At 50.8% G+C, this 20,344-nt stretch carries 19 protein-coding genes; 14 read left to right on the plus strand and 5 right to left on the minus strand.

All coding sequences use genetic code 11. The annotated features are described in order from the left end of the window. Nucleotides 1-258: 258 nt before the first annotated feature. The 3 genes from ABD852_RS07690 to ABD852_RS07700 all read left to right on the plus strand — a co-directional run bounded on the left by ABD852_RS07690 (nucleotide 259) and on the right by ABD852_RS07700 (nucleotide 4,836). Nucleotides 259-2,550, plus strand: coding sequence for a TonB-dependent receptor (locus tag ABD852_RS07690; RefSeq protein WP_345027659.1), 2,292 nt, complete (start codon nucleotides 259-261; stop codon nucleotides 2,548-2,550). Then, nucleotides 2,547-3,521 (plus strand): NAD(P)H-quinone oxidoreductase, encoded by a 975-nt coding sequence (locus ABD852_RS07695; protein ID WP_345027660.1) that lies wholly within the window; start codon nucleotides 2,547-2,549, stop codon nucleotides 3,519-3,521. Before ABD852_RS07690 ends, ABD852_RS07695 begins: the two co-directional genes overlap by 4 nt. A gap of 121 nt (nucleotides 3,522-3,642) precedes the next feature. Further along, entirely contained in the window at nucleotides 3,643-4,836 is a 1,194-nt protein-coding gene (locus tag ABD852_RS07700; protein WP_345027661.1) for a M20 metallopeptidase family protein, read from the plus strand. A 67-nt stretch (nucleotides 4,837-4,903) separates the two neighbouring features. Here ABD852_RS07700 and ABD852_RS07705 read toward each other — a convergent pair whose 3' ends face one another. Beyond that, nucleotides 4,904-5,029 carry a hypothetical protein gene (locus tag ABD852_RS07705; RefSeq protein ID WP_345027662.1) on the minus strand — a complete coding sequence of 42 codons (126 nt, stop codon included), beginning with the start codon at nucleotides 5,027-5,029 and terminating at the stop codon, nucleotides 4,904-4,906. A gap of 59 nt (nucleotides 5,030-5,088) precedes the next feature. Here ABD852_RS07705 and ABD852_RS07710 point away from each other — a divergent pair, with 59 nt between their 5' ends. Then, on the plus strand, nucleotides 5,089-5,394 hold the full coding sequence (locus tag ABD852_RS07710) for an RNA polymerase alpha subunit C-terminal domain-containing protein (RefSeq protein ID WP_345027663.1): 306 nt from the start codon (nucleotides 5,089-5,091) through the stop codon (nucleotides 5,392-5,394). Further along, a complete protein-coding gene (gene pgeF / locus ABD852_RS07715) occupies nucleotides 5,391-6,137 on the plus strand; it encodes a peptidoglycan editing factor PgeF (protein WP_345027664.1) in 747 nt (248 codons plus the stop codon). Before ABD852_RS07710 ends, pgeF begins: the two co-directional genes overlap by 4 nt. Nucleotides 6,138-6,165: 28 nt before the next feature. On the opposite strand, the gene ABD852_RS07720 is transcribed toward pgeF, so the two are convergent. Both ABD852_RS07720 and ABD852_RS07725 read right to left on the minus strand, forming a co-directional pair. After that, nucleotides 6,166-7,227: a zinc-binding metallopeptidase family protein gene (locus tag ABD852_RS07720; RefSeq protein WP_345027665.1), complete on the minus strand. Its 1,062-nt coding sequence runs from the start codon at nucleotides 7,225-7,227 to the stop codon at nucleotides 6,166-6,168. A gap of 213 nt (nucleotides 7,228-7,440) precedes the next feature. Continuing rightward, complete coding sequence (locus ABD852_RS07725; protein WP_345027666.1) at nucleotides 7,441-8,091, minus strand: carbohydrate-binding family 9-like protein; 651 nt, start codon at nucleotides 8,089-8,091, stop codon at nucleotides 7,441-7,443. A 57-nt stretch (nucleotides 8,092-8,148) separates the two neighbouring features. Between ABD852_RS07725 and ABD852_RS07730 the strand changes: the two genes are divergently transcribed. Further along, nucleotides 8,149-8,334 (plus strand): hypothetical protein, encoded by a 186-nt coding sequence (locus tag ABD852_RS07730; protein ID WP_345027667.1) that lies wholly within the window; start codon nucleotides 8,149-8,151, stop codon nucleotides 8,332-8,334. Between the two features lie 97 nt (nucleotides 8,335-8,431). Here the strand turns inward: ABD852_RS07730 and ABD852_RS07735 are convergent, their stop codons facing one another. Next, a complete protein-coding gene (locus ABD852_RS07735; protein WP_345027668.1) occupies nucleotides 8,432-10,030 on the minus strand; it encodes an SGNH/GDSL hydrolase family protein in 1,599 nt (532 codons plus the stop codon). 385 nt (nucleotides 10,031-10,415) lie between these two features. On the opposite strand from ABD852_RS07735, the gene ABD852_RS07740 reads away from it, so the two are divergent. The 8 genes from ABD852_RS07740 (at nucleotide 10,416) to ABD852_RS07775 (ending at nucleotide 19,533) form a co-directional block, all read left to right on the plus strand. After that, the gene (locus ABD852_RS07740) at nucleotides 10,416-11,225 is read left to right on the plus strand and encodes an exonuclease domain-containing protein (RefSeq protein ID WP_345027669.1); all 810 of its coding nucleotides are present in this window, start codon (nucleotides 10,416-10,418) and stop codon (nucleotides 11,223-11,225) included. Between the two features lie 100 nt (nucleotides 11,226-11,325). Beyond that, the gene (nuoK, locus tag ABD852_RS07745; RefSeq protein WP_345027673.1) at nucleotides 11,326-11,676 is read left to right on the plus strand and encodes an NADH-quinone oxidoreductase subunit NuoK; all 351 of its coding nucleotides are present in this window, start codon (nucleotides 11,326-11,328) and stop codon (nucleotides 11,674-11,676) included. Nucleotides 11,677-11,687: 11 nt separating this feature from the next. Then, a complete protein-coding gene (gene nuoL, locus ABD852_RS07750) occupies nucleotides 11,688-13,634 on the plus strand; it encodes an NADH-quinone oxidoreductase subunit L (RefSeq protein WP_345027676.1) in 1,947 nt (648 codons plus the stop codon). 46 nt (nucleotides 13,635-13,680) lie between these two features. Next, nucleotides 13,681-15,132, plus strand: coding sequence for a complex I subunit 4 family protein (locus tag ABD852_RS07755; protein WP_345027677.1), 1,452 nt, complete (start codon nucleotides 13,681-13,683; stop codon nucleotides 15,130-15,132). A 90-nt stretch (nucleotides 15,133-15,222) separates the two neighbouring features. Beyond that, nucleotides 15,223-16,620 (plus strand): NADH-quinone oxidoreductase subunit N, encoded by a 1,398-nt coding sequence (locus ABD852_RS07760; protein ID WP_345027678.1) that lies wholly within the window; start codon nucleotides 15,223-15,225, stop codon nucleotides 16,618-16,620. A gap of 144 nt (nucleotides 16,621-16,764) precedes the next feature. Next, the gene (locus tag ABD852_RS07765; protein ID WP_345027679.1) at nucleotides 16,765-17,850 is read left to right on the plus strand and encodes a complex I subunit 1/NuoH family protein; all 1,086 of its coding nucleotides are present in this window, start codon (nucleotides 16,765-16,767) and stop codon (nucleotides 17,848-17,850) included. 46 nt (nucleotides 17,851-17,896) lie between these two features. Further along, a complete protein-coding gene (gene hemH, locus ABD852_RS07770) occupies nucleotides 17,897-18,937 on the plus strand; it encodes a ferrochelatase (protein ID WP_345027680.1) in 1,041 nt (346 codons plus the stop codon). Between the two features lie 11 nt (nucleotides 18,938-18,948). Continuing rightward, the gene (locus tag ABD852_RS07775) at nucleotides 18,949-19,533 is read left to right on the plus strand and encodes an NADPH-dependent FMN reductase (RefSeq protein ID WP_345027681.1); all 585 of its coding nucleotides are present in this window, start codon (nucleotides 18,949-18,951) and stop codon (nucleotides 19,531-19,533) included. 22 nt (nucleotides 19,534-19,555) lie between these two features. Here the strand turns inward: ABD852_RS07775 and ABD852_RS07780 are convergent, their stop codons facing one another. Beyond that, complete coding sequence (locus ABD852_RS07780; RefSeq protein WP_345027682.1) at nucleotides 19,556-20,284, minus strand: DUF6962 family protein; 729 nt, start codon at nucleotides 20,282-20,284, stop codon at nucleotides 19,556-19,558. Nucleotides 20,285-20,344: the final 60 nt, after the last annotated feature.

Here is a 20,344-nt window from a genome sequence, read left to right on the forward strand (position 1 = left end):
ACCCCTCACCCCTCAAACCTCATCCCTCACCCCTCAAACCTACCCTAATAAAATCCAAAAAAATAGATTTCCTTTTAAATCATTCTCATTATCGACATTTTTGTATCCAATTTTACCACGTTTAGCCATCGGTTGGGATCCTAATATCCGGCGGGCTGCATAAAAAGCGTCCTTTCCAAAACAAATCGTCCCGGTTTAGCGTAACGTTTAACAACTGGAGTCGCTAAAACTGCACATTTATCATTACAACAAATCAACATGTTTCGAATTCTTACTTTTATTCTCCTCTCCGCAACGATTGCTTTTTCGCAAAAATCGACATCGACTATCCGGGGATTGGTTCTGGACGGCGATTCGCACAGTCCGCTCCCGGGAGCTTCCGTCACTATTAAAAATTCGACCCTGGGTACCTCCACGGACGAGAACGGAGCTTTCCGGTTCGATCAGGTGGAATTGGGGCGTTATCTGGTTCAGGCAAGTTTTGTCGGGTATAAAACAACTGTTCAGCCGGAAATTCTGCTGGAGGGAGGGAAGGAGCAGGTAATTACCTTCTATCTCACACCAGGCGATACTACGCTGAACGAAGTGGTGGTCCACTATATGAAAACCGAAAATCTCAACAATACCTACGAAATTACCAACGAACAAACGCTTCGTTACGCCGCTACCTACCTTGATCCTGCGCGTGTGGCGGCTTCGCTGCCGGGTGTGGCCGTAGCCGATGACCAGGCCAATGGCATAGTGGTGCGTGGAAACGGACCCAATACGACCCAGTGGCGGCTGGAAGGCGTCGAAATTGTTAACCCCAACCATCTTTCCAATGCCGGTACTTTCAGTGACCGGGCAACCCAGTCGGGCGGCGGGGTCAATATTCTCAGCACCCAGTTACTGGGAACTACCAATTTTCTTACCGGCGCCTACGCGGCCAGCTATGGCAATGCAATGGGCGGTATTATGGACATGCGTTTCAGGAAAGGCAATAACGAACAGAATGAATTCACAGCGCAGGCGGGCCTTATCGGCCTGGATCTGGCAGCGGAAGGCCCTTTTTCAAAAAACGGGAAGGCTTCTTACCTTGCTAACTACCGGTATTCCTTTACCGGCATCCTGTCTGCTATGGGGGTAAGCCTGGGCGGTGAGAAGATGACTTTCCAGGATTTTTCATTTAATGTAAGCCTTCCCACAAAAAAAGCAGGCGAGTTTACGCTTTTCGGAGTGGGGGGGACCAGTAAAAACGTGTTTTCAGCGGATAAGGACGTAGCGAACTGGGAGGTCGAAAAAGACGCTTTCAATATTACCTACAAAAACCGGATGGGCGCCGCCGGCATCACCCATACGTTGCCGCTCTCCAGGAAGACGTCTATCCGCTCTACACTGGCGGCTTCCGGGCTGAGCACTGAGCGTGAAGGAATTCACCTCAACCCGGCCGACCCGCAACAGGTTCTGTCAACCGACCTTGATGAAATTCAAAAAGTAAAGCTGGCATTTACCACCGCACTGAACCACAGGTTGAACGAAAAGCATAGGATATTGGCCGGAGCCTATCTTTACCATGATACCGACAAGCTGAAAGTGAATACCCAATCCGGTGAAATGGAAGTTACATCCTTCATGCCCTATGCCACCTGGCAATGGTCGCCGACCTCGAAGTTCCGCACTGAAATCGGTGTGAATTATTTTTATTTCGGGTTCAATGGAAAGAGCTCGGTGGAACCCCGGGGCGCCTTAAAATGGGAGGTGGCGCCGAGAAATACGATCAGCTTGTCATACGGCTGGCACAGCCAGGCGCAGACGCCTCAAACTTACCTCTCTCTGGGGTCGCGCGTCTCAAATAACAACAGGAACCTGGGACTCAACAAGGCCCGGCATTACGGTGTGGCTTATGAGTATCGTTTCTTGAAGAATTCATCACTCAAGGTAGAGGGGTATTACCAGGAGATTTCAAATGTCCCGGTCTCGTCTTCCGTGCCGACCTATTCCGTTTTGAACCTGGTAGAGAACAGTGTGACTTATGCCCTCGTTAATAAAGGGCTCGGCCGGAACATGGGCGTTGAAGCAACCTGGAATACTTATCTCGCAAAGGACTTTTACCTCATGGTATCGGGTTCGGTTTATGATTCAAGGTACAAAGGCGTATCAGGAAACTGGAGAAGTACCAGGTTCAATGGCAACCATACCTTCGCTGCCACCGGTGGGAAGGAAATACGCACCGCTAAAAATAACGTATGGGGAATTAATGCGAAAATAACCTGGCTGGGCGGCTTCAGGGATACTCCGGTGGACGTGACTGCGTCGGCTGCGGCGGGCACAACAGTTTACCGGGTTTCACAGTCTTATACACTCCAGATGAAGGATTATTTCCGGCCCGATCTGCGTGTGTACTGGAAAACCAACCGTGAGAAAATAAACACCACCCTGGCAATTGATATTCAGAATGTCTCCAATACCAAAAATGAGGCATTCAGCTATTACGATACCTACCAGAAAAAAGTTGTAGTCCGGGATCAGCTCGGGTTGATTCCGGTTTTGAGCTATAGAGTCGAGTTTTGATAGCGGTCAGACAACACGGAGCCGGAGGAGCGGAGCAGCTTTTCCTGGGTCCGGCGGAGGAACCGTCGCCGGGACCGGAGGAGCTTTTGGTCCGGGTGATGGTGACGGCACTCAACCGGGCAGATGTACTACAACGTGAAGGAAAGTACCCGCCGCCGGTAGGGGCCAGCTCAATTCTGGGCCTGGAGCTTGCAGGCATTATAGTGAAAAAAGGCGTTCAGGTGACCGGCTGGGAATTGGGAGACCGGGTTTTTGGATTGGTGCCGGGCGGCGCTTATGCTGAAAAGGCGGTGATTCATCAAAGCATGGCCATTCGCATGCCGGATCGCATGACTTTTGAAGAGTGTGCCGCAATTCCGGAGGTCTTCCTGACAGCCTATCAGGCACTGCGGTGGCTGGCAGATCTTCAAAAAGGCGAAAAAGTGCTCCTTCACGCAGGCGCCAGCGGGGTAGGGACGGCCGCCATCCAGCTCGCAAGGGAGATGGCGGCAGAAGTTCTGGTATCGGCATCGGCGGGAAAGCATGACAAATGCCTCTCGCTTGGCGCCGCTGCGGCATTTGACTATAGGGATGAAAATTTTTGGGATGAAGTGGGTAAGTTTTCAGGTGGCGTGGATGTAATAGTTGACCCGATCGGCGGAGGTTATTTTGCACAAAACCTTAAACTGTTGAAGCCTGACGGCCGCCTCGTGATGCTCGCGGTAATGGGGGGCGTGAATTCGGAAGCAGTCAATGTGGGGCAAATTGTTTTCAAAAGATTGCGTATCCTGGGGACCACGCTGAGATCGCGTACACTTACTTACCAGATCGAGCTTACGAAATCGTTCTGGCAATTTGCCGGCGAACGATTCATCTCCGGCGCCCTGGTACCGGTAATCGACCGGGTTTTTGACTGGGAGGAAGTGGCGGCCGCGCACCGGTACCTGGAATCGAACAGGAACACCGGGAAGGTGTTGTTGAAAATTGGCTAAAAGTCAGGGTATCTCCTTATTTTTGCTGTAACGCCTGCCGACCGGGATGAACAGCGGAAAGCCTATCCGGTTCAGGCTTAAAAGAGCGGATTATTATCAAAATTACTTCGAACGCGCGATCATGAGTGTTTTAGAAAAGATACAAAACTTGTCCAAACAGTACGCTGCCGATGCGGTGCAAAATCGTCGGCATCTTCATGCTAACCCTGAACTGTCATTTGAGGAATTTAAAACCGCTGAATTTGTAGCGCGGGAATTGCGGGCGATCGGCCTGAATCCTGTTGAGGGAATTGCGGGTACAGGATTGTCGGCGGTAATTGAGGGCAGAAACCCTGCGTCAAAAGTCATCGGCTTACGGGCTGACATGGATGCATTACCGATTTTGGAAGCCAATGATGTGCCATATAAGTCTACCCGGCCGGGTGTAATGCATGCATGTGGCCACGATGTTCATACCTCTTCGCTGCTTTCTACCGCGCGAATTCTCAACGCGATCAGGAATGAATTTGAAGGGACGGTGAAGTTGGTTTTCCAGCCGGCTGAAGAGAAGGCGCCCGGTGGAGCTTCTTTGATGATCAAAGAAGGTGTTTTGCAGAATCCGGCTCCGCACAGCATGCTGGGGCAGCACGTCGCGCCCAACATACCTGTGGGTAAAATCGGTTTTCGGGAAGGCATGTATATGGCGAGCACCGATGAGCTCTTCCTCACGGTAAAAGGAAAAGGCGGCCACGGCGCAATGCCGGACCAGGTGATTGACCCGGTGCTGATTGCCTCGCATATTATCGTAGGCCTCCAGCAAATTATTAGCCGGAACCGGAAGCCGTCGAACCCTTCGGTGCTGTCATTCGGCCGGTTTATCGCCGACGGGGTGACCAATGTTATTCCCAACGAGGTGACGATCCAGGGGACGTGGCGGTGTATGGACGAAGAATGGCGCGCAGATGGCTTGACCAGAATCAGGAAAATGGCAGAAGGGATAGCGGAATCAATGGGAGCGACCTGTATCCTGGAGGTAGTGAAAGGGTACCCCTTCCTGAAGAACGAACCTGAATTGACCCGCCGCACCAAAAGTGCTGCGGTGCAGTACATGGGCGAGGAGAATGTTATTGACCTTGATTTGTGGATGGCCGGGGAGGATTTTGCTTTCTATTCGCAGGTAGTGGATTCTTGTTTTTACCGCTTAGGCACCCGGAATGAAGCGCGGGGAATTGTATCCGGTGTGCATACCCCAACATTTGATATAGATGAATCGGCGCTGACCATCGGTCCGGGATTGATGGCCTGGCTTGCTGTTCAGGAATTAAAGGAGGTATAGGATGGTCACTCCTACCGGATGGTCATTCCGAGCGTAGCCGAGGAATCTCCCTTTCCCTGCACTCAATCTATTCCGCCAGGCTTCTTAGTGGCAAAAGCAGATCCTTCGACTCCGCTGCGCTTCGCTCAGGATGACCGCCCGGACGGTAGCCTCCGGCTACCTTTGACTTCCATTGACAACATTTATTTGTCATTTATTCCAAGGTGTTTTGGCAAAAAAAACTTCTTTCCCGTAATGACAACCAACTACATTATGTCAAACAGAACGAAGACAACCAGAGTTTGCCCGAACGGACATCGGTACGAAAAAAGTACGGATTGCCCGACCTGTCCTGTTTGCGAGAAAGAAAATAAGCCTGCAGACGGCTTCCTGTCCATTTTGAGCTCGCCGGCCAGAAATGCGCTGCTGCATGCCGGGATTCTGACTCTGAGCCAATTGGCCGGTCATAGTGAAAAGGAAATACTGGGTCTTCATGGTATGGGCCCAGGTTCAATACCCAAGCTGAGAGCGGCGCTGAGCGAAGCGGGGCTTGCCTTCAAAAATTCCCCGGAAGAATGAAACCTGTTTTAGAAAGGCCCGATCTGGTGGCGCCCTATCCCTGGCTGGTAATGGCGCAAAGCACGCGTCTCGGCGGCGTAAGCTCCGGGGCGTACACATCGCTGAATCTTGGGCTGAATACCAGCGATAAAAGTGAGCGGGTGACGCAGAACAGGAAATTGTTGTGGGAAGCCCTCGGAACTTCGGAAGCCGGTGTAGCCACCGGTTACCAGGTTCATGGCGACGGGATAAAATGTGTCACCGCACCCGGCTATTTTGAAGGGTATGATGCATTTGTTACTGATTTGCCCGGCGTTTTCCTGGCGGTTTCCACTGCAGATTGCGTACCCATCCTGATTTGTGATCCGGTGAAGCGGGTGATCGCGGCTGTCCACGCCGGATGGAAAGGAACGGTGCTTGGTATTACCGGCAAAACGCTTTCTGTTATGAGGAGCCGGTATGGTGTGGACCCGAAAGATTGCATAGCTGCTATTGGTGCGGCAATCGGGTTTGATTCATTCGAAGTGGGACCCGAAGTCGCCTCGAATTTTGCGGCTGATTTTGTGAAGCCCGCCGGTATGGAAGAAAAGTACCTGGTTGATCTGAAGCGGGCGAATAAAAGGCAGCTGCTCGAAGCGGGACTACCGGATAAATCTGTTGAGGTATCAGATTACTGCACGGTAAAAGACGTCGGCCGCTTCTTTTCTCACCGGAAGGAAAACGGCGTAACCGGCCGGATGCTGGCGGTGGTTGGTATGCGTTAGCCACTTTTCTGACAAGCGGCGATAGCACCTATGAGAACTGACTTTTCCACTGTCGGCATAGCTGATGAACAAATGACAGTTTTTCAAGGGACCGGGCCGAGAGGTAAAAAGAATAAAAATCATTGTGCCCCATACTGCGGTTCATGTTGTTCATGGCAATGGATAGGGGCAGCCACACTGCTATCATTTTCCGGAAATCTTTCTCTTCATACGGGTCTCCGGTTGTCTCGCCGGCCTGATCACTTTTCTCGGCTGTAAGTTGCAGGCCGAAGGACCAGGCGGTTTCCAGCGAGTCGGTTACATGAAGGTAGTGGGCAAAAGTCTCGGCCCAGTCCTCCCACGGATGTGCGCAGGCGTACTCGCTGATAAATGATTCCTTCCAGCCTGGCGACGGCCCTTCACGGTAATACTTCTCAATGGCATCGGTATAATTTGCTTCTTCATTTCCGAAAAGCGCCCGAAATGAAGAAAGTATCCCGAAATCTCTCACCAATCGGTTCCAGTAATAGTGTCCGGTTTCGTGCCGGAAGTGCCCCAATACCGTTCGGTAGCTTTCTTTCATCCGGATCCGGGTCAGGTGCCGCTGAATTTCATCGGCTTCTTCAATATTGATGGTGATCAGTCCGTCGAGGTGGCCGGTCATTACCGGTCTTCCGGCCAGGTCGCTTGAGAGGAATTCGAATTGCAGCCCACGGTCCTGGGAGCGGGTGTCCCCCCGAAAGGGTAGCTTCAGTTTCATCAGGGAATAGATCAGCCTTTTTTTTGCTGCTTCCAGGTGCTGCCAGCGGGTTATATTATCCGGCTCGGAAAGGTTGGGTATGGTTTTGTTGAGCTTGCAGGATACACAGAAGCCATCGCCGTTGCCGGCGTTTACAAGCCAGTTGCAGCCGACCGTTTGTTGGTTGCTGCAGAAGCGGAGTTTTTCTTCCGGGAAATCGTCGCTCAGAAAGATCTCGTTGTCGTCGGTACGCCGGAGCGTGATGATCGCGAGATGCCTGGTATGAAACCCGACTTCCGAGTTGCATGCGAGACAGCGCGTGTTTTCAAAATATAGCGGGTTGTCGCAGTTCGAACAATGGAAAAGTTTCATGGAAGCGGGGGTTGAGAATTGGGGACTAAGAACTCGGAAATCAGAAATCGGAAATCGGCCCGTTTTAATGCGAGACTTATGCTGCCCGTCGGGGATGATTTTCCGATCACTCAAATCCGACCTCCGATTTCCGATCTCCGACTTCCGATCTCCGATCTCCGATTTCCGAGTTCTGATTTCCGATTTCCGATTTCCGATTTCCACTCTCCGATTCTACTCCTGCCCGGTCGCAATACGCAGCGAACCAAAATGCTTGGGCCGGTGGAAGGCGGGCTGGTCACCGCTCAGGGTGGACTGCCAGCATAGGAAATCGCAATTTTCGGGGGCGCATTCCCAGTTTTGATCCGCGGGCTTATCGCGCAGAACAATCCGGTAGAAGTTAAGCCGGTAGCCCGCGCTATTGTCTGTGCCAAGCAGTGCAAGGGGAATATGGATGCTTCCTTTCCAATGGTCGGCGGCGGTTTCCACGCTGTGACGTATACCGTGCTGCTCATGCGTCAGCATCGTCAGTTTTTCCGGGCCTTGGCCGGAGCGGTTTTCGACCCAGGCGGCAAAGAAGGCATTATTCGGGTTGATCTCCAGCTCCAGGTAACGGTGTGGCACCTGGTTGCCTGCGGCTATAAAAATTTCGAAGACCTCCTGTCGCCAGAGATCGGTGTTGTGTTCCGTATAAGTATTTGAGGACCAATGGGGATCGTCGAGACAGGAAAACTGAACCTCAAGTTGCTCTTCCTGTGCCCGCAATTTGACCAGGGTACGTGCCTGGCCGGGTTTTCCATCGGTAGATTGAAAAAAAATCGGCTGATTCAAATCAAGCCAAACTCCTTCGTGTAATTCAATTGTGTGATCTTGTTCAGATGACATGCTGGTTTCGGGATTTTTTCAGTACTTTTGGCTCGAAGTTACTTTATTTGTTCAGAAATGGCAGAAAATAATACGCAAAAAGCAGAGCTACCTCAGTGGCTGAACGTCGCAGTCTTGCTTATCCTGGTGACGATTCTGGCGGTATTCGGTGATTTGTTTACCATGATTGTCGGCATCTTAGGCGTTATCATCACCTTCGTTGCTTACTTCAACGGCGTTAAAACAGAAGAAGGGCACCACTAGAACTACCGCCCCGTTTTAGCAGTTTTTTGACTGGTCATTTCCCTGGCTCCGGGCCGGGGAAATTTTTGTATAATCGTGCTTCGCCGGCCGCCTGCTGTTACTTCGCACCAGGCGTTCCCAAAATACCGGACAGGTTTTCATCAAGAATGGACGCAAGCAGTACCTGCCCTGCCGGAAGCAGGTGTACACCGTCCTGCGTGAGATAGGAGAAAACCGGTTTTAGTTGGCTGTAAGTATCCAGGTAGGGTACACCTTTTTTAGCGGCAACTTTCCCGAATTGTTCCGACAGCTTTTCTACGCGGGCCGCTCCACCCTGATATTTAGCGGCAAGCCCGGCGTCTGCCCCGTAAGGAGGCGGGGAAACAATGCAGAGCTTGGGAGTGCCCAGACCGGGGTTCCGCCGGACCTCTCCCTTGATTTTTTCAATCAGCTGATCCAGGTTTTCGGAGATTTCGTTGAACCGGCCGTCGAACTCAGCCTTGCAGTCGTTGGTGCCGAGCATCACTACGACCGCATCCAGCGGGCCTTCCGCCTGACGGAGATAAGTTTCAATGTTTTTGAGTGTATTCAGCTTCGCCTGGCCGTTGTTATCGAATCCTATTGTGTTGCCTGAAATACAGGTGTTAATCACACGGTCTGCATTTCTGAGGAGCCGGAGCTGGTCTACCCAGCCGTTGTCCATGGCGCCGTTCGAATCGCCGATCGCCAGGATGGTCTTCGAGGGTACATGGGCCAGTGCGTCACCCGGCGGCATTTCATGCCCGCCTTCGAACACGACCAGTCGAACCAGGTCTTTGAACTGGTTTTTGTAGATGATTTTTCGGCCCATAAAGGTGCCGGTCTCGGCATTCCCCGGTAGCGTTCTTGTTCTGACCATCGTATTTATCAGGGTTTCCGGGACTGCGTCGGCAACTGTTTCGCCTGAAAAATCCCGTACCAGCTTGTTGTAAAGGTTCAACGTCTGGCTCACGGGAACGGAGCCCGTGTAACCATCGTGAATACCGCAATAGAGGTTGAGACGGCTGTTTCTTCTTTCCTGTACGGGCGTTTCCATAAAAAGGGGCGACCGTCTTTTGGCTTCCCTGGTGTCCAGCTGATCACGGTTTCCGGAAGTGGCCGCGGCGATATCACCGGCGTATTTGGCGTTACGGCCACGCGATTCGTAATACCAGTCTACCAGGTTGTAAATGCCGACATAAGCGGAGAAGCTCCGGATATTGTGTTTTGATTTCATATAGGCAAGCACCGTAGCATAGCCTCCCCCGCTCACACCGATTACGTGGATATTGTTCCGGTCAACGCTGGCCTGGGAAAGGCCGTAGCCGATGGCATCGTCTATATCGCTGATCACCAGGTCGCTACCCATAGCAGCCTCGCGGTTATTCGGTCCCCTGAAATCAGGGTGAATGTAATGGTAACCGCGGGTTATGCAAAAGTGTATGAGCGTGTCTTTTTGCTGGTAATTACCGCTCCAGGAGTGAAGGCTGACAATAAGCGGTTTCGGACCTGCGCCGGGCGCTTTGTAAAAATAGGCCATTTGCGGTGTGCCGTCGGAGCTTGACGGAATGCTGACCTTCACTGCCTCAACGGGCCAGTCCCTGGAGGCCGTATCATCCCATTTGGGGTCTTTCTGGGCATTCAGGTTCGCAGCACTCCAAAACAAACAGAGTACTGAAAGGAAAACAAAAGGTTTCATAAAAGGGGTTTAGTGGTCATTCTTTCGGAGATTCTCTCCTCGCGGAAACTTACTTCCTTAAGTCCGGCCCCTAATTAGGGAATTAATTTTTCAATGTAAAAGAAAGGCCGTCTATTTCGGTATTTTCAAAACGGTACAAACTCAGGAATCGCCTGCCTCCGGCCCGGTTGTGAGGAGCTTTGCGCTTTTGCCGGAACTATTTATAATGGATACATAATTGGAGGTCGCAGGTCGAACCTGAAACAAATATTGGCCTTTTTCATTGCAACTGTTAATTTCGCAGCGCTGAATCCGGACAGCAAAACGACATTGCCGGAACAGGGACCGGCCTGACAGGGCCCACGGTAGCCGGTAAATGTGCGGAATCAAGTGGAAAAATAAAGAAATGCATAAACTGAACCTGAAAAAGCCGTTGGCATTTTTCGATCTGGAAACAACCGGGATCAATGTTGTTCGCGACCGGATTCTGGAGATTTCGATCCTGAAAGCGCTGGTGAACGGCAAGAATGAAGTGAAAACCTGGCGGATCAACCCCGGAATGCCTATCCCGGTTGAGTCCAGCCTGATTCATGGTATCTATGACGAGGATGTCAAAGATTGCCCGACTTTCAAGGAGGTGGCACGGACAATCGCCGTATTCCTTGAAGGCTGCGATCTTGCCGGTTTTAACAGCAACCGGTTTGATGTACCTTTACTGGTAGAGGAGTTCCTGAGAGCAGGTGTTGACATAGAAATGAAGCACCGGAAACTCGTGGATGTTCAGCGTATTTACCACTTGATGGAGCCTCGGAACCTTTCGGCAGCCTACCGCTTCTATTGCGGTAAAGAACTGTTAAATGCACATTCGGCGGAAGCGGATACACTGGCTACCTATGAAATTCTGGGCGCACAGGTAGAGCGTTATGCAGGTGTACAAATCAAGGGCGAGAATGGCGAAATGATTGAGCCGATCGTCAATGATATCAATAAGCTGCATGCGCTTACTGCTACCAGGATGGTGGATTATGCAGGCAGAATGGTGTTTGATGGAAAAGGCAACGTGATTTTTAACTTCGGAAAGCATTCGGGGAAGCGCGTTCTGGATGTGCTGCAAAGTGAGCCCTCGTACTTTGAATGGATGCTTAAAGGTGATTTTTCGCTGGATACCAAGCGAAAGCTTACAGAAATTAGATTGCAAAGCTTGAAACAACAATAATAACTGTTGGCGCAAGCTGTATTTATATCTAAATTTGCCCGGGCGTATTGATTACGGTCATTGCTAACCAAGAAATAGTACTTTATTATCAGGAATAACTATGTTCCCATTTCCCATGACTCCTCCGGATATCCCTGAGGTGATCAAAATGGTGCCGTTGCACTACTATCTGTTTTTAAGTACTGCGTTGTTTGTTATCGGCATCGTCGGAGTTTTAACCCGCCGCAATGCAATCGTGATTTTTATGTCCGTTGAGTTGATGCTGAATGCAGTAAACCTTCTGCTGATTGCTTTTTCTTCCTACCGATCCGACCCGAATGCCCAGGTATTTGTTTTTTTCGTAATGGCTGTAGCTGCTGCCGAGGTGGCTGTGGGACTGGCTATTATTGTGATGATCTACAGGAATACCCGGAACACGGACATTGGATTCCTCAAAAAGCTTAAGTGGTAATTTAAATTGCTATGCCAGTATCTTTACTTCTACTGATTCCTTTGCTGCCGTTTGTCGGTTTTCTGATCAACGGGCTGGGATTCAAGCGGATACCTAATTCTCTTGCGGGTATTTTAGCGGTTTTGGCGGCCTTGGGAAGCTTTGGCCTTTCACTTTATACCTTCAGCCTTTTTCAGGCCGCAGGGTCGCAAACGGTGGTTGTGCCTGTTTTTGACTGGATTTCGGTCGGAACGCTTAACATACCGTTTTCTTTTCAGATTGATCAGCTTTCACTGCTGATGCTGCTCATCATTACCGGAGTAGGGTCGTTGATCCATATTTATTCGGTGGGTTATATGAGCCATGACGCGGGTTTCGGTAAGTTTTTGGCCTACCTCAACCTCTTTTTGTTCTTCATGCTTCTGCTGGTCCTGGGTTCCAACTATGTGATGATGTTCATCGGATGGGAGGGCGTCGGGCTTTGTTCCTACCTGCTTATCGGGTTCTGGAATAAAAACACCAGCTACAACGACGCAGCCCGAAAGGCTTTTATCATGAACCGTGTCGGTGACCTGGGCTTCCTGCTCGGTATCTTCGCTATCATTGCGGCGTTCGGTTCTGTGGAGTTCTCCGAAATCTTCAGCAAGGCACAGGCATTTTCGGTAGGCGATCCTGTTATTGTGACCATTACCCTGCTTCTTTTTGTGGGTGCTATGGGCAAGTCGGCGCAGATACCGCTGTATACGTGGTTACCGGATGCGATGGCTGGTCCTACACCTGTTTCGGCACTGATCCACGCAGCTACCATGGTGACGGCCGGTATCTATATGGTAATTCGTTCCAATATTCTCTATTCGCTTGCTCCGGCTACACTTGAAGCCGTTGCGATTATAGGGGCGGCTACCGCCTTACTGGGCGCGTCAATAGGGTTGCTTCAAAATGATATCAAGAAAGTGCTGGCCTATTCAACTGTCAGCCAGCTCGGGTATATGTTCATTGCGTTAGGCGTGGCGGCTTACTCTTCGTCCATGTTCCATGTAATTACACATGCTTTTTTCAAGGCATTGCTATTCCTGGGAGCGGGAAGTGTCATTCACGCCATGTCCAATGAGCAGGATATCCGTTCGATGGGAGGCTTGAGAAAGCATCTTCCCGTTACATTTTTGACATTTTTCATTGGTACCTGGGCTATTGCCGGGCTACCGCCTTTTGCCGGGTTTTTCTCCAAAGACGAGATTCTTGCTCATGCCTTCGTTCATAACAAGCTGTTATGGGGACTGGGTTTGCTGGGTTCCGTTATGACTTCTTTCTACATGTTCCGGCTGCTTTTCCTCACCTTTTTCGGTGAATTCCGGGGCACAAAGGAGCAGGCACACCATCTGCACGAGTCTCCGTCTTCTATGACGATCCCCCTGATTGTGCTGGCCATTCTGTCCGCAGTCGGCGGTTTTATTGGTGTACCGGAAGCACTTCATGGAAGCAACTGGCTGTCGGCGTTCATGGATCCGTTGTTCGACGGTGCGCGTAAGGTTAATCCTGAGATGTTCGGCCCGCTTGGATTGAGCCATTCAACCGAGTATATGCTGATGGGTATTTCGGTTGCGGCAGCGCTGCTCGCTGCAATCGCGGCTTATGTGGTGTATGTACAACGGCAATCGCGGCCCGCTCCGGAATCAGTGGAGAGAAAGGGAATCGAGAAGTTGGTTTACAACAAATACTATGTTGACGAATTGTATAATGCCGTTTTTGTGAGGCCGGTTATGGTGTTGTCGGACATCTTCTGGAGTTTTGGCGAATTTGTTATCGATTTGTTCGTGGAAGGGTATGGCGCGGCCGTGGCTTTTCTATCGGGCAGGTTCAGGAAACTGCAGACCGGGTTTACAGGATACTACATTTTCGCTATGGTTTTGGGAATTGTCCTGATCCTGTTTTGGAACCTGGTGGTCAGACATCATTCACTGTTAAAGGATTTATTGTAAGCCGGGCCCCGCTCCGCGTCAATATTAGTGTTATAGACAGATATTTATGCTTACGTTGGTTTTGATATTGATCCCGCTCATTGCCTCCCTGCTTGCCTGCTTCGGTGGGGAAAAGTCGGCAAAGACCATTGGTTTGGCTGGATCTGCGGCGGCTTTCGGCGCGACGCTTTATGTTTGGCAGAAGTTTGACCCGGCAGCGGGTACGCAGTTTGCCTTCCGCTATCCGTGGCTGGAATCCATGGGGATTTCTTTTTCCGGGGGAATAGACGGAATCAGTCTTTTGCTTGTTTTTCTGACGACTTTTCTGACACCGCTAATCATTCTTTCCACGTTTAACCGCTCGTACCGGAATGCCCCGGCTTTCTACGCGCTGATCCTTTTTATGGAGGCTGCGCTGATCGGGGTGTTTGTGGCTTCGGATGCATTTCTTTTTTACCTCTTTTTCGAGGCGACGCTGATCCCGATTTATTTCCTGGCGGCCGTTTGGGGCGGAGAGAACAGAAGGCCGGTCACTTTCAAGTTTTTCGTGTACACCATGTTCGGCAGTCTTTTCATGCTGGTGGCACTGATTTACCTGTATTTCCAGACGCCGGGTTATCATTCGTCGGACATTCATGCATTTTATAACCTCGACCTGACCGCAGGGCAGCAGTCGCTGGTATTCCTGGCGTTTTTCCTCGCTTTCGCGATTAAAATGCCTGTATTCCCCTTTCATACCTGGCAACCGGATACCTATGTGGAGGCGCCGACACCGGCTACGATGCTGCTTTCCGGTATTATGCTCAAAATGGGTGTATACGGCTTGATCCGCTTCCTGTTGCCTATTGCTCCCCTGGGCCTCGATCGTTGGGGCGGACTGGTCATTGTCTTGTCAGTAATCGGGATTATCTACGGTTCCATTATCGCCATCCAGCAGCGCGATATGAAGCGGCTGATTGCCTATTCTTCCTTTGCGCACGTCGGTTTGATGGCGGCAGGCGTTTTTACCGCCAGTGCAAATGGCTTACAGGGGGCGCTTATCCAGTCGCTTGCTCACGGGATCAACGTTGTAGGCCTGTTCTTTGTTATTGAAATTATATTTACCCGGGCCGGTTCCCGCTACCTCAGCGAGCTTGGAGGCATCACGCAACGCGCGCCTCAGTTATCGGTAGCGTTCCTGGTTATTCTCTTGGGTAGCGTGGCATTGCCGCTTACCAACGGGTTTGTCGGAGAATTTCTCTTGCTGTCGGGTGTATTTCAGTACAACAACTGGATTGGAGCGGTTGCCGGACTCAGTATTATCCTTGGGGCGGTATACATGCTGAGGCTTTTCCAGAAATCCATGTTCGGGCAGCAAAGCGAGCTCACAACGGGTTTTTCAGACCTGGATGCAACAGAAAAGGCGGTTTTATTGCCACTTGTGGTAATGGTGATCTGGATAGGTGTTTATCCTAATTTCTTCCTGAAAATTACCGAGCCTGCTGTGAACCACATCCTCCAGGTGGTCGCAACTCATTAAGAAAAATATGCCGGCTGCACTTACTGTGCCCGCCGGTTGGTTAAATAAAAGAAATAAAGAAGACAGGGTACTGTCAACAGCAAATAGAATATGTATCCAATTATTTTATTGTCCGTTTTCGGCATGGCCACTTTGTTCGTTGGACTGTCCAAGTCAAAGAATTTGCTATTGCCGTCGGCATTGTTGTTTGTGATTGTCGCTTTCCTGAGCGGCCTGGTGGATTGGGGTGAAGGACAGCTGCTTTATTTCTTCGATATGCTGCGGGTCAATAATGTGACCATAGCATTCGGTTTTATTACCCTGCTTTCGGCCTTTATGGTGATGGCTATGAGCGGCGGGTTCCTGGATGACGAAGAAGCGCAGCCGGCCGAGTATTTTGCATTGATGATTTTTTCGCTCGTTGGTGCGCTCGTGATGATCGGCTTCGAGAACATGATTATGTTCTTTATCGGCCTTGAAATCCTTTCAATTGCGATGTACGTGCTGGCAGGTAGTGAGAAGAGAAACCTGCGTTCCAACGAAGCTGCCCTGAAGTATTTTTTGATGGGCGCTTTCGCCTCAGGTATCCTGCTTTTTGGCATAGCCCTGCTTTACGGTGCGACGGGTTCATTCGAGCTGTCGGGTTTCAAAAGCTACGCTTCTGCCAACGGCGGCCAGACTCCGTTGTTCTATGCCGGTTTGTTTCTTTTGCTTATCGGCATGTTGTTCAAGGTCTCCGCAGCTCCTTTCCATTTCTGGACTCCGGATGTTTACGAGGGGTCACCGACTATTTTTACGGCGTTTATGTCTACGGTCGTTAAAACGGCCGGAGTTGTTGCGATTTACCGTCTTCTTTCCGAGTCGTTCGCATCAATTCAGGGCGAATGGTGGGGTGTGCTTGCGGTAATTACCGTACTGACCCTGTTGACCGGTAATATTACTGCCGCCTCTCAGAAGAGTTTCAAGCGCATGATGGCCTATTCAAGTATTTCGCATGCCGGCTACCTGTTGATTGCACTTACTGCGCTTACCGAGAAATCGTCGACCGCCATCGTGTTCTATTCGCTCGCTTATTCGCTGGCTACCATTACCGCTTTCGGAGTACTGATCCTGGTGTCAAAAGTATATCCGCTTACAGAGGACGGACAGCCGAATGAATCATTTGAAATCTTCAATGGGCTGGCCGAGAAGAACCCATTGCTGGCTTTTGTATTGACCGTCTCTATGTTATCACTTTCCGGGATACCGCTTACCGCGGGTTTCTGGGGCAAGTTCCTAGTATTCAGTACAGCCGCAGAGCGTGGTATGGTGTGGTTGCTGGTGTTTGCTATCCTGATGGCCGTAGTGGGGTTGTTTTACTACTTCCGTGTGATTATCGCGGTTTATATGAGAGAAGGAGAAACCGGGAAGATCCGTGTAGCGCCGTTCTTTAAAATACTGCTGATTGGGGCTACTGTCGCTACGTTGCTTTTTGGCCTGGTGCCGGGGTTGGTAGAGTCGGTGTTGTAGGTCGCGGGGACTTTTGACAGATTTTCCGGCCATATAGCCGATATCTGTTATATTTTCGAAGCATATGCTATATTTTCGGTCGCATGTGCTACATTTTCGGTACTTTTGCCTGGGTAATTGAATCCCTGCAAAGCTTCTTAAGAAGTGCCTTATACATTATTCGTTTTCGCTGTCATGGTGCCCGCATTTGTAATTGTGGGTGTTTACCTGGAGAGAAAAGTTTCTGCTTTTATCCAGGACCGGATGGGTCCTATGGAAGTCGGGAAATGGGGGCTGCTGCAATTGTTCGCCGATTTAATCAAGCTGATTTTAAAAGAGGACATCGTCCCGAAAGCAGCCGATAGAAAGCTTTTTTTACTCGCTCCTTTTGTTATTTTCTGTTCGGTTTTCGCCGGGTTTGCGGTATTGCCCCTGGCGCCTGATCTGCGCGGCTCTACCGCGTCAGTCGGTGTCTTCTTCCTTCTGACGATTATAGCAGTCGACGTGCTCGGGATATTGATGGCGGGCTGGGGGTCAAACAACAAGTACTCGTTAATAGGCGCCATCCGCGCGGTTTCGCAGATGATCTCCTATGAAATCCCGATGACGCTGTCGGTTTTATGTGTCGTCATGTTTTGCCAGTCGCTTGATTTGCAGGCCATCAGTTTCATGCAGGGAATTTATACCGCCGAGCCTAACTACCTGTTCGGGGTTAAGGATCTTGGAATAGACGTCACGGAAGTAGGTGGTTTCCTGACCTGGAATATCTTCAGAAGCCCATTTCTTTTCCTGGCGTATATCGTATTTTTCATCGCCTCCCTTGCGGAATGTAACCGCGCACCATTTGATATCCCGGAAGGTGAATCGGAATTGGTAGGCGGTTTTCAGACGGAATATTCCGGTATGCGCTATGCAGTTTTAATGCTGGCGGAATACGGTATGATGTTGCTGGTATCGCTTCTGGGGGCAATTTTGTTTTTGGGAAGCTGGAACACTCCGCTTCCGAATATCGGGCCGCTGAAACTGGCCGATTGGACCAGCGGAACACCCGGCACGTTGGCGGGCTATGTAACCGGTATAGGCTGGCTGCTTCTGAAAGCACTCCTTGCCGTGATCGTCCAAATGTGGGCCCGGTGGACCTTGCCGAGGTTGCGCGTGGACCAGCTGATTTATCTCGGCTGGAAGGTCCTGACGCCGGTCGGGCTGGTTTTGTTTTTTATTACCGGGATATGGCGGCTTTTGGCAGTTTAAGGTCGAAAGTTTATTCCAAATGTTCTTCAAGTTTAGATCCGAATCAATGAACTCAGGCATATTAGGCAAAACGGGCGTATTACTGGTAAACCTCGGGACCCCGGATTCGACAAGCGTCCCCGACGTCCGCAAATACCTGCGGCAATTCCTGATGGACCGTCGGGTAATCGATATCCCCTTTTTGTCGCGGTGGTTTCTGGTGAATTGTATCATCGCGCCGTTCCGGGCTCCCAAATCCGCTGCGGTATACAAGAAAGTGTGGCTTGCCGAAGGCTCACCGCTGAAAGTATACGGCCTGGCGGTTGAAAAATTGTTACAGGAAAAGCTAGGCGGGCAATACGTGGTAAAGCTGGGAATGCGTTATCAGAACCCTTCTATCGAGAGCGCATTATCGGCTTTCGCCGGGCGCGCTGATATTGGCCGTATCATAGTGATCCCCTTTTTCCCGCAGTATGCCTCGGCGACTACGGGGTCCGTACACGAAGAGGTAATGCGGATAGTCAACCAATGGCAGATTATACCGGATATCAGGTTCGTTAACAGCTTCTACGACCACCCGGGAGTGATCCGGGGCTTCGCGGATTCGGCGCAGCCCTTTCTGACCCGCGACCGCTACGAGCACTTTGTATTCAGTTACCACGGCCTGCCGGAAAGACAGTTGACAAAAGCCTATGTCGGCGGGCACGACTGCGAAAAAGCCGGATGCAGGAAGGCCATCACCGCAGAAAACCAGCATTGTTACCTGGCGCAAAGCTATGCCACTACCCGGGCACTGGTGAGGGAGCTGAATTTGAAGGAAGAAAGCGTGACCACCTGCTTTCAGTCGCGGTTGGGAAAAGACCCGTGGATTCAGCCCTACACCGAGGATGTTGTCAAAGCGCTTGCAAAGAATGGCGTGAAGTCCGTTCTCGCATTTTCCCCGGCATTTGTAGCGGATTGCCTGGAAACTACCGAGGAAGTAGGAGAGGAGTATAAAGAATTGTTCCTCGAAAACGGCGGCGAGCGCTGGGACCTCGTACCGAGCCTGAACGACAAGCCGATCTGGATTGAAACTTTAGCGGATCTGGTAAGACGTTCGGAAACCTAAAAAGCAGAAAAATGAAAATTGCAGTCATTTGTACTTCTCCAAGGAAAGGAAGCAATTCCCTGAAGGTGGCGAAATTCCTGTCGGGTATCGCCGCCGATGTCGATGGAAACGAGGTGTCGCTGGTGGACTTCGAAGATGCGGACATTCCCCTCGTCGGCAGGGGAGATTTGGACCCATCGAACCTTACCGTATTTCAGCAACGACTGATCACCACCTGGGCACAGGCGGAATTGGTGGTGTTTGTTGTCCCGGAATATAATTGGATGACCGGCGGCGAGCTGATCAATGCTTACCACCAACTGGGAAGCAGGCATTTTCATACTTTGTTTAACGACCGGGTTTTTGCTTTTGCCGGGGTGTCAAATGGCAAAGGCGGCCGATTGCCCTGTATTGAAATGAGTACCATGCTGGGTAAAATTATTAATGTCCTGAACGGCGATTCGGTTATTTCGCCAAAAATTTTCGAGTCCCAGTATACCCAGGACGTGTTGGACGAAAACGGGGTCTCGAAAGGTGATGCTTCTTACGAGCGGGCGGCAGCCGGATTCCTTTCTTATGCGCAAGCCGCTGCAGCCAGGTGGCAGCGCGGAAAATAGCACGAGCTGTTTTCAGGGGGCTTTATGACCGGCCGTGCGCTTCGGTTTGCGCAGGAGAGTTCGGCTGTAATGATTTCTCGTGACGACCGAGTCTGATTGCGCCCAGGTACATAATATAGGCGGCTATTGCCAAAAGAACATGGCTCAGGTCGATATAATTAAACCACTGATGTAAGGAAATGTGCCGTGTGAAAACCACCGATGCTACAGCGGTGATGACGACTGCGCCCAACACAATAAGACTGCCCCTGTCGCGGGTTCTGTAAAAGACATACCCGTGAAACCCGACCACATTGACTATCAATCCGTAGGCGTTGTGGTATTCCACCCACCTGAAATCGAGGGTTGCTATGGTAATAACCAGAATGGCAACCATTTCGACAATATTGAGCGCCAGGAAAAAGCGTGCTATTCCGGGCCGGATCAGGCCCCGCGCATGCGAAATGGCTGCACGTTCAACGAGCGATACGGACACGATGCCGACCAGCCAGCCCGGAAGTTTCCAGGCGAAGCTGAACGCGTACAAAAAGCCGTGCCCGATCAACCCGCCCAGTGTGGTAGCGACTGCGACCAGGAGGAAGTAGTTCCTGAAATGTACCTGCGCGCGGGAATGCAGGTATTTCCGCCCCATTTGTACATAGGCATAACCGCAAACCAGCGCTACCGCCAGATCGGTGACGGTGGCCACGGGTTCGTCGATTCTTAAGCCAAACGGGAAAATTGAAGGCTGGGACGCAACGGGTTTTAGCATACGGGCTTTTAAGTTCGTCTTTCTTTACTAAGTACAATATCCCTTGTTTTTTTAATGTTT

It is taken from the genome of Ravibacter arvi (assembly GCF_039540405.1).
GTDB lineage: Bacteria > Bacteroidota > Bacteroidia > Cytophagales > Spirosomataceae > Ravibacter > Ravibacter arvi.

Bases quoted from the DNA above. Each gene is read 5' to 3' on its own strand.
- ABD852_RS07690 (WP_345027659.1), top strand. From the start codon at position 259: ATGTTTCGAATTCTTACTTTTATTCTCCTCTCCGCAACGATTGCTTTT.
- ABD852_RS07700 (WP_345027661.1), top strand. From the start codon at position 3,643: ATGAGTGTTTTAGAAAAGATACAAAACTTGTCCAAACAGTACGCTGCC.
- ABD852_RS07705 (WP_345027662.1), bottom strand. From the start codon at position 5,029: ATGACAAATAAATGTTGTCAATGGAAGTCAAAGGTAGCCGGAGGCTAC.
- ABD852_RS07710 (WP_345027663.1), top strand. From the start codon at position 5,089: ATGTCAAACAGAACGAAGACAACCAGAGTTTGCCCGAACGGACATCGG.
- pgeF (WP_345027664.1), top strand. From the start codon at position 5,391: ATGAAACCTGTTTTAGAAAGGCCCGATCTGGTGGCGCCCTATCCCTGG.
- ABD852_RS07720 (WP_345027665.1), bottom strand. From the start codon at position 7,227: ATGAAACTTTTCCATTGTTCGAACTGCGACAACCCGCTATATTTTGAA.
- ABD852_RS07725 (WP_345027666.1), bottom strand. From the start codon at position 8,091: ATGTCATCTGAACAAGATCACACAATTGAATTACACGAAGGAGTTTGG.
- ABD852_RS07730 (WP_345027667.1), top strand. From the start codon at position 8,149: ATGGCAGAAAATAATACGCAAAAAGCAGAGCTACCTCAGTGGCTGAAC.
- ABD852_RS07735 (WP_345027668.1), bottom strand. From the start codon at position 10,030: ATGAAACCTTTTGTTTTCCTTTCAGTACTCTGTTTGTTTTGGAGTGCT.
- ABD852_RS07740 (WP_345027669.1), top strand. From the start codon at position 10,416: ATGCATAAACTGAACCTGAAAAAGCCGTTGGCATTTTTCGATCTGGAA.
- nuoK (WP_345027673.1), top strand. From the start codon at position 11,326: ATGTTCCCATTTCCCATGACTCCTCCGGATATCCCTGAGGTGATCAAA.
- nuoL (WP_345027676.1), top strand. From the start codon at position 11,688: ATGCCAGTATCTTTACTTCTACTGATTCCTTTGCTGCCGTTTGTCGGT.
- ABD852_RS07755 (WP_345027677.1), top strand. From the start codon at position 13,681: ATGCTTACGTTGGTTTTGATATTGATCCCGCTCATTGCCTCCCTGCTT.
- ABD852_RS07760 (WP_345027678.1), top strand. From the start codon at position 15,223: ATGTATCCAATTATTTTATTGTCCGTTTTCGGCATGGCCACTTTGTTC.
- hemH (WP_345027680.1), top strand. From the start codon at position 17,897: ATGAACTCAGGCATATTAGGCAAAACGGGCGTATTACTGGTAAACCTC.
- ABD852_RS07775 (WP_345027681.1), top strand. From the start codon at position 18,949: ATGAAAATTGCAGTCATTTGTACTTCTCCAAGGAAAGGAAGCAATTCC.
- ABD852_RS07780 (WP_345027682.1), bottom strand. From the start codon at position 20,284: ATGCTAAAACCCGTTGCGTCCCAGCCTTCAATTTTCCCGTTTGGCTTA.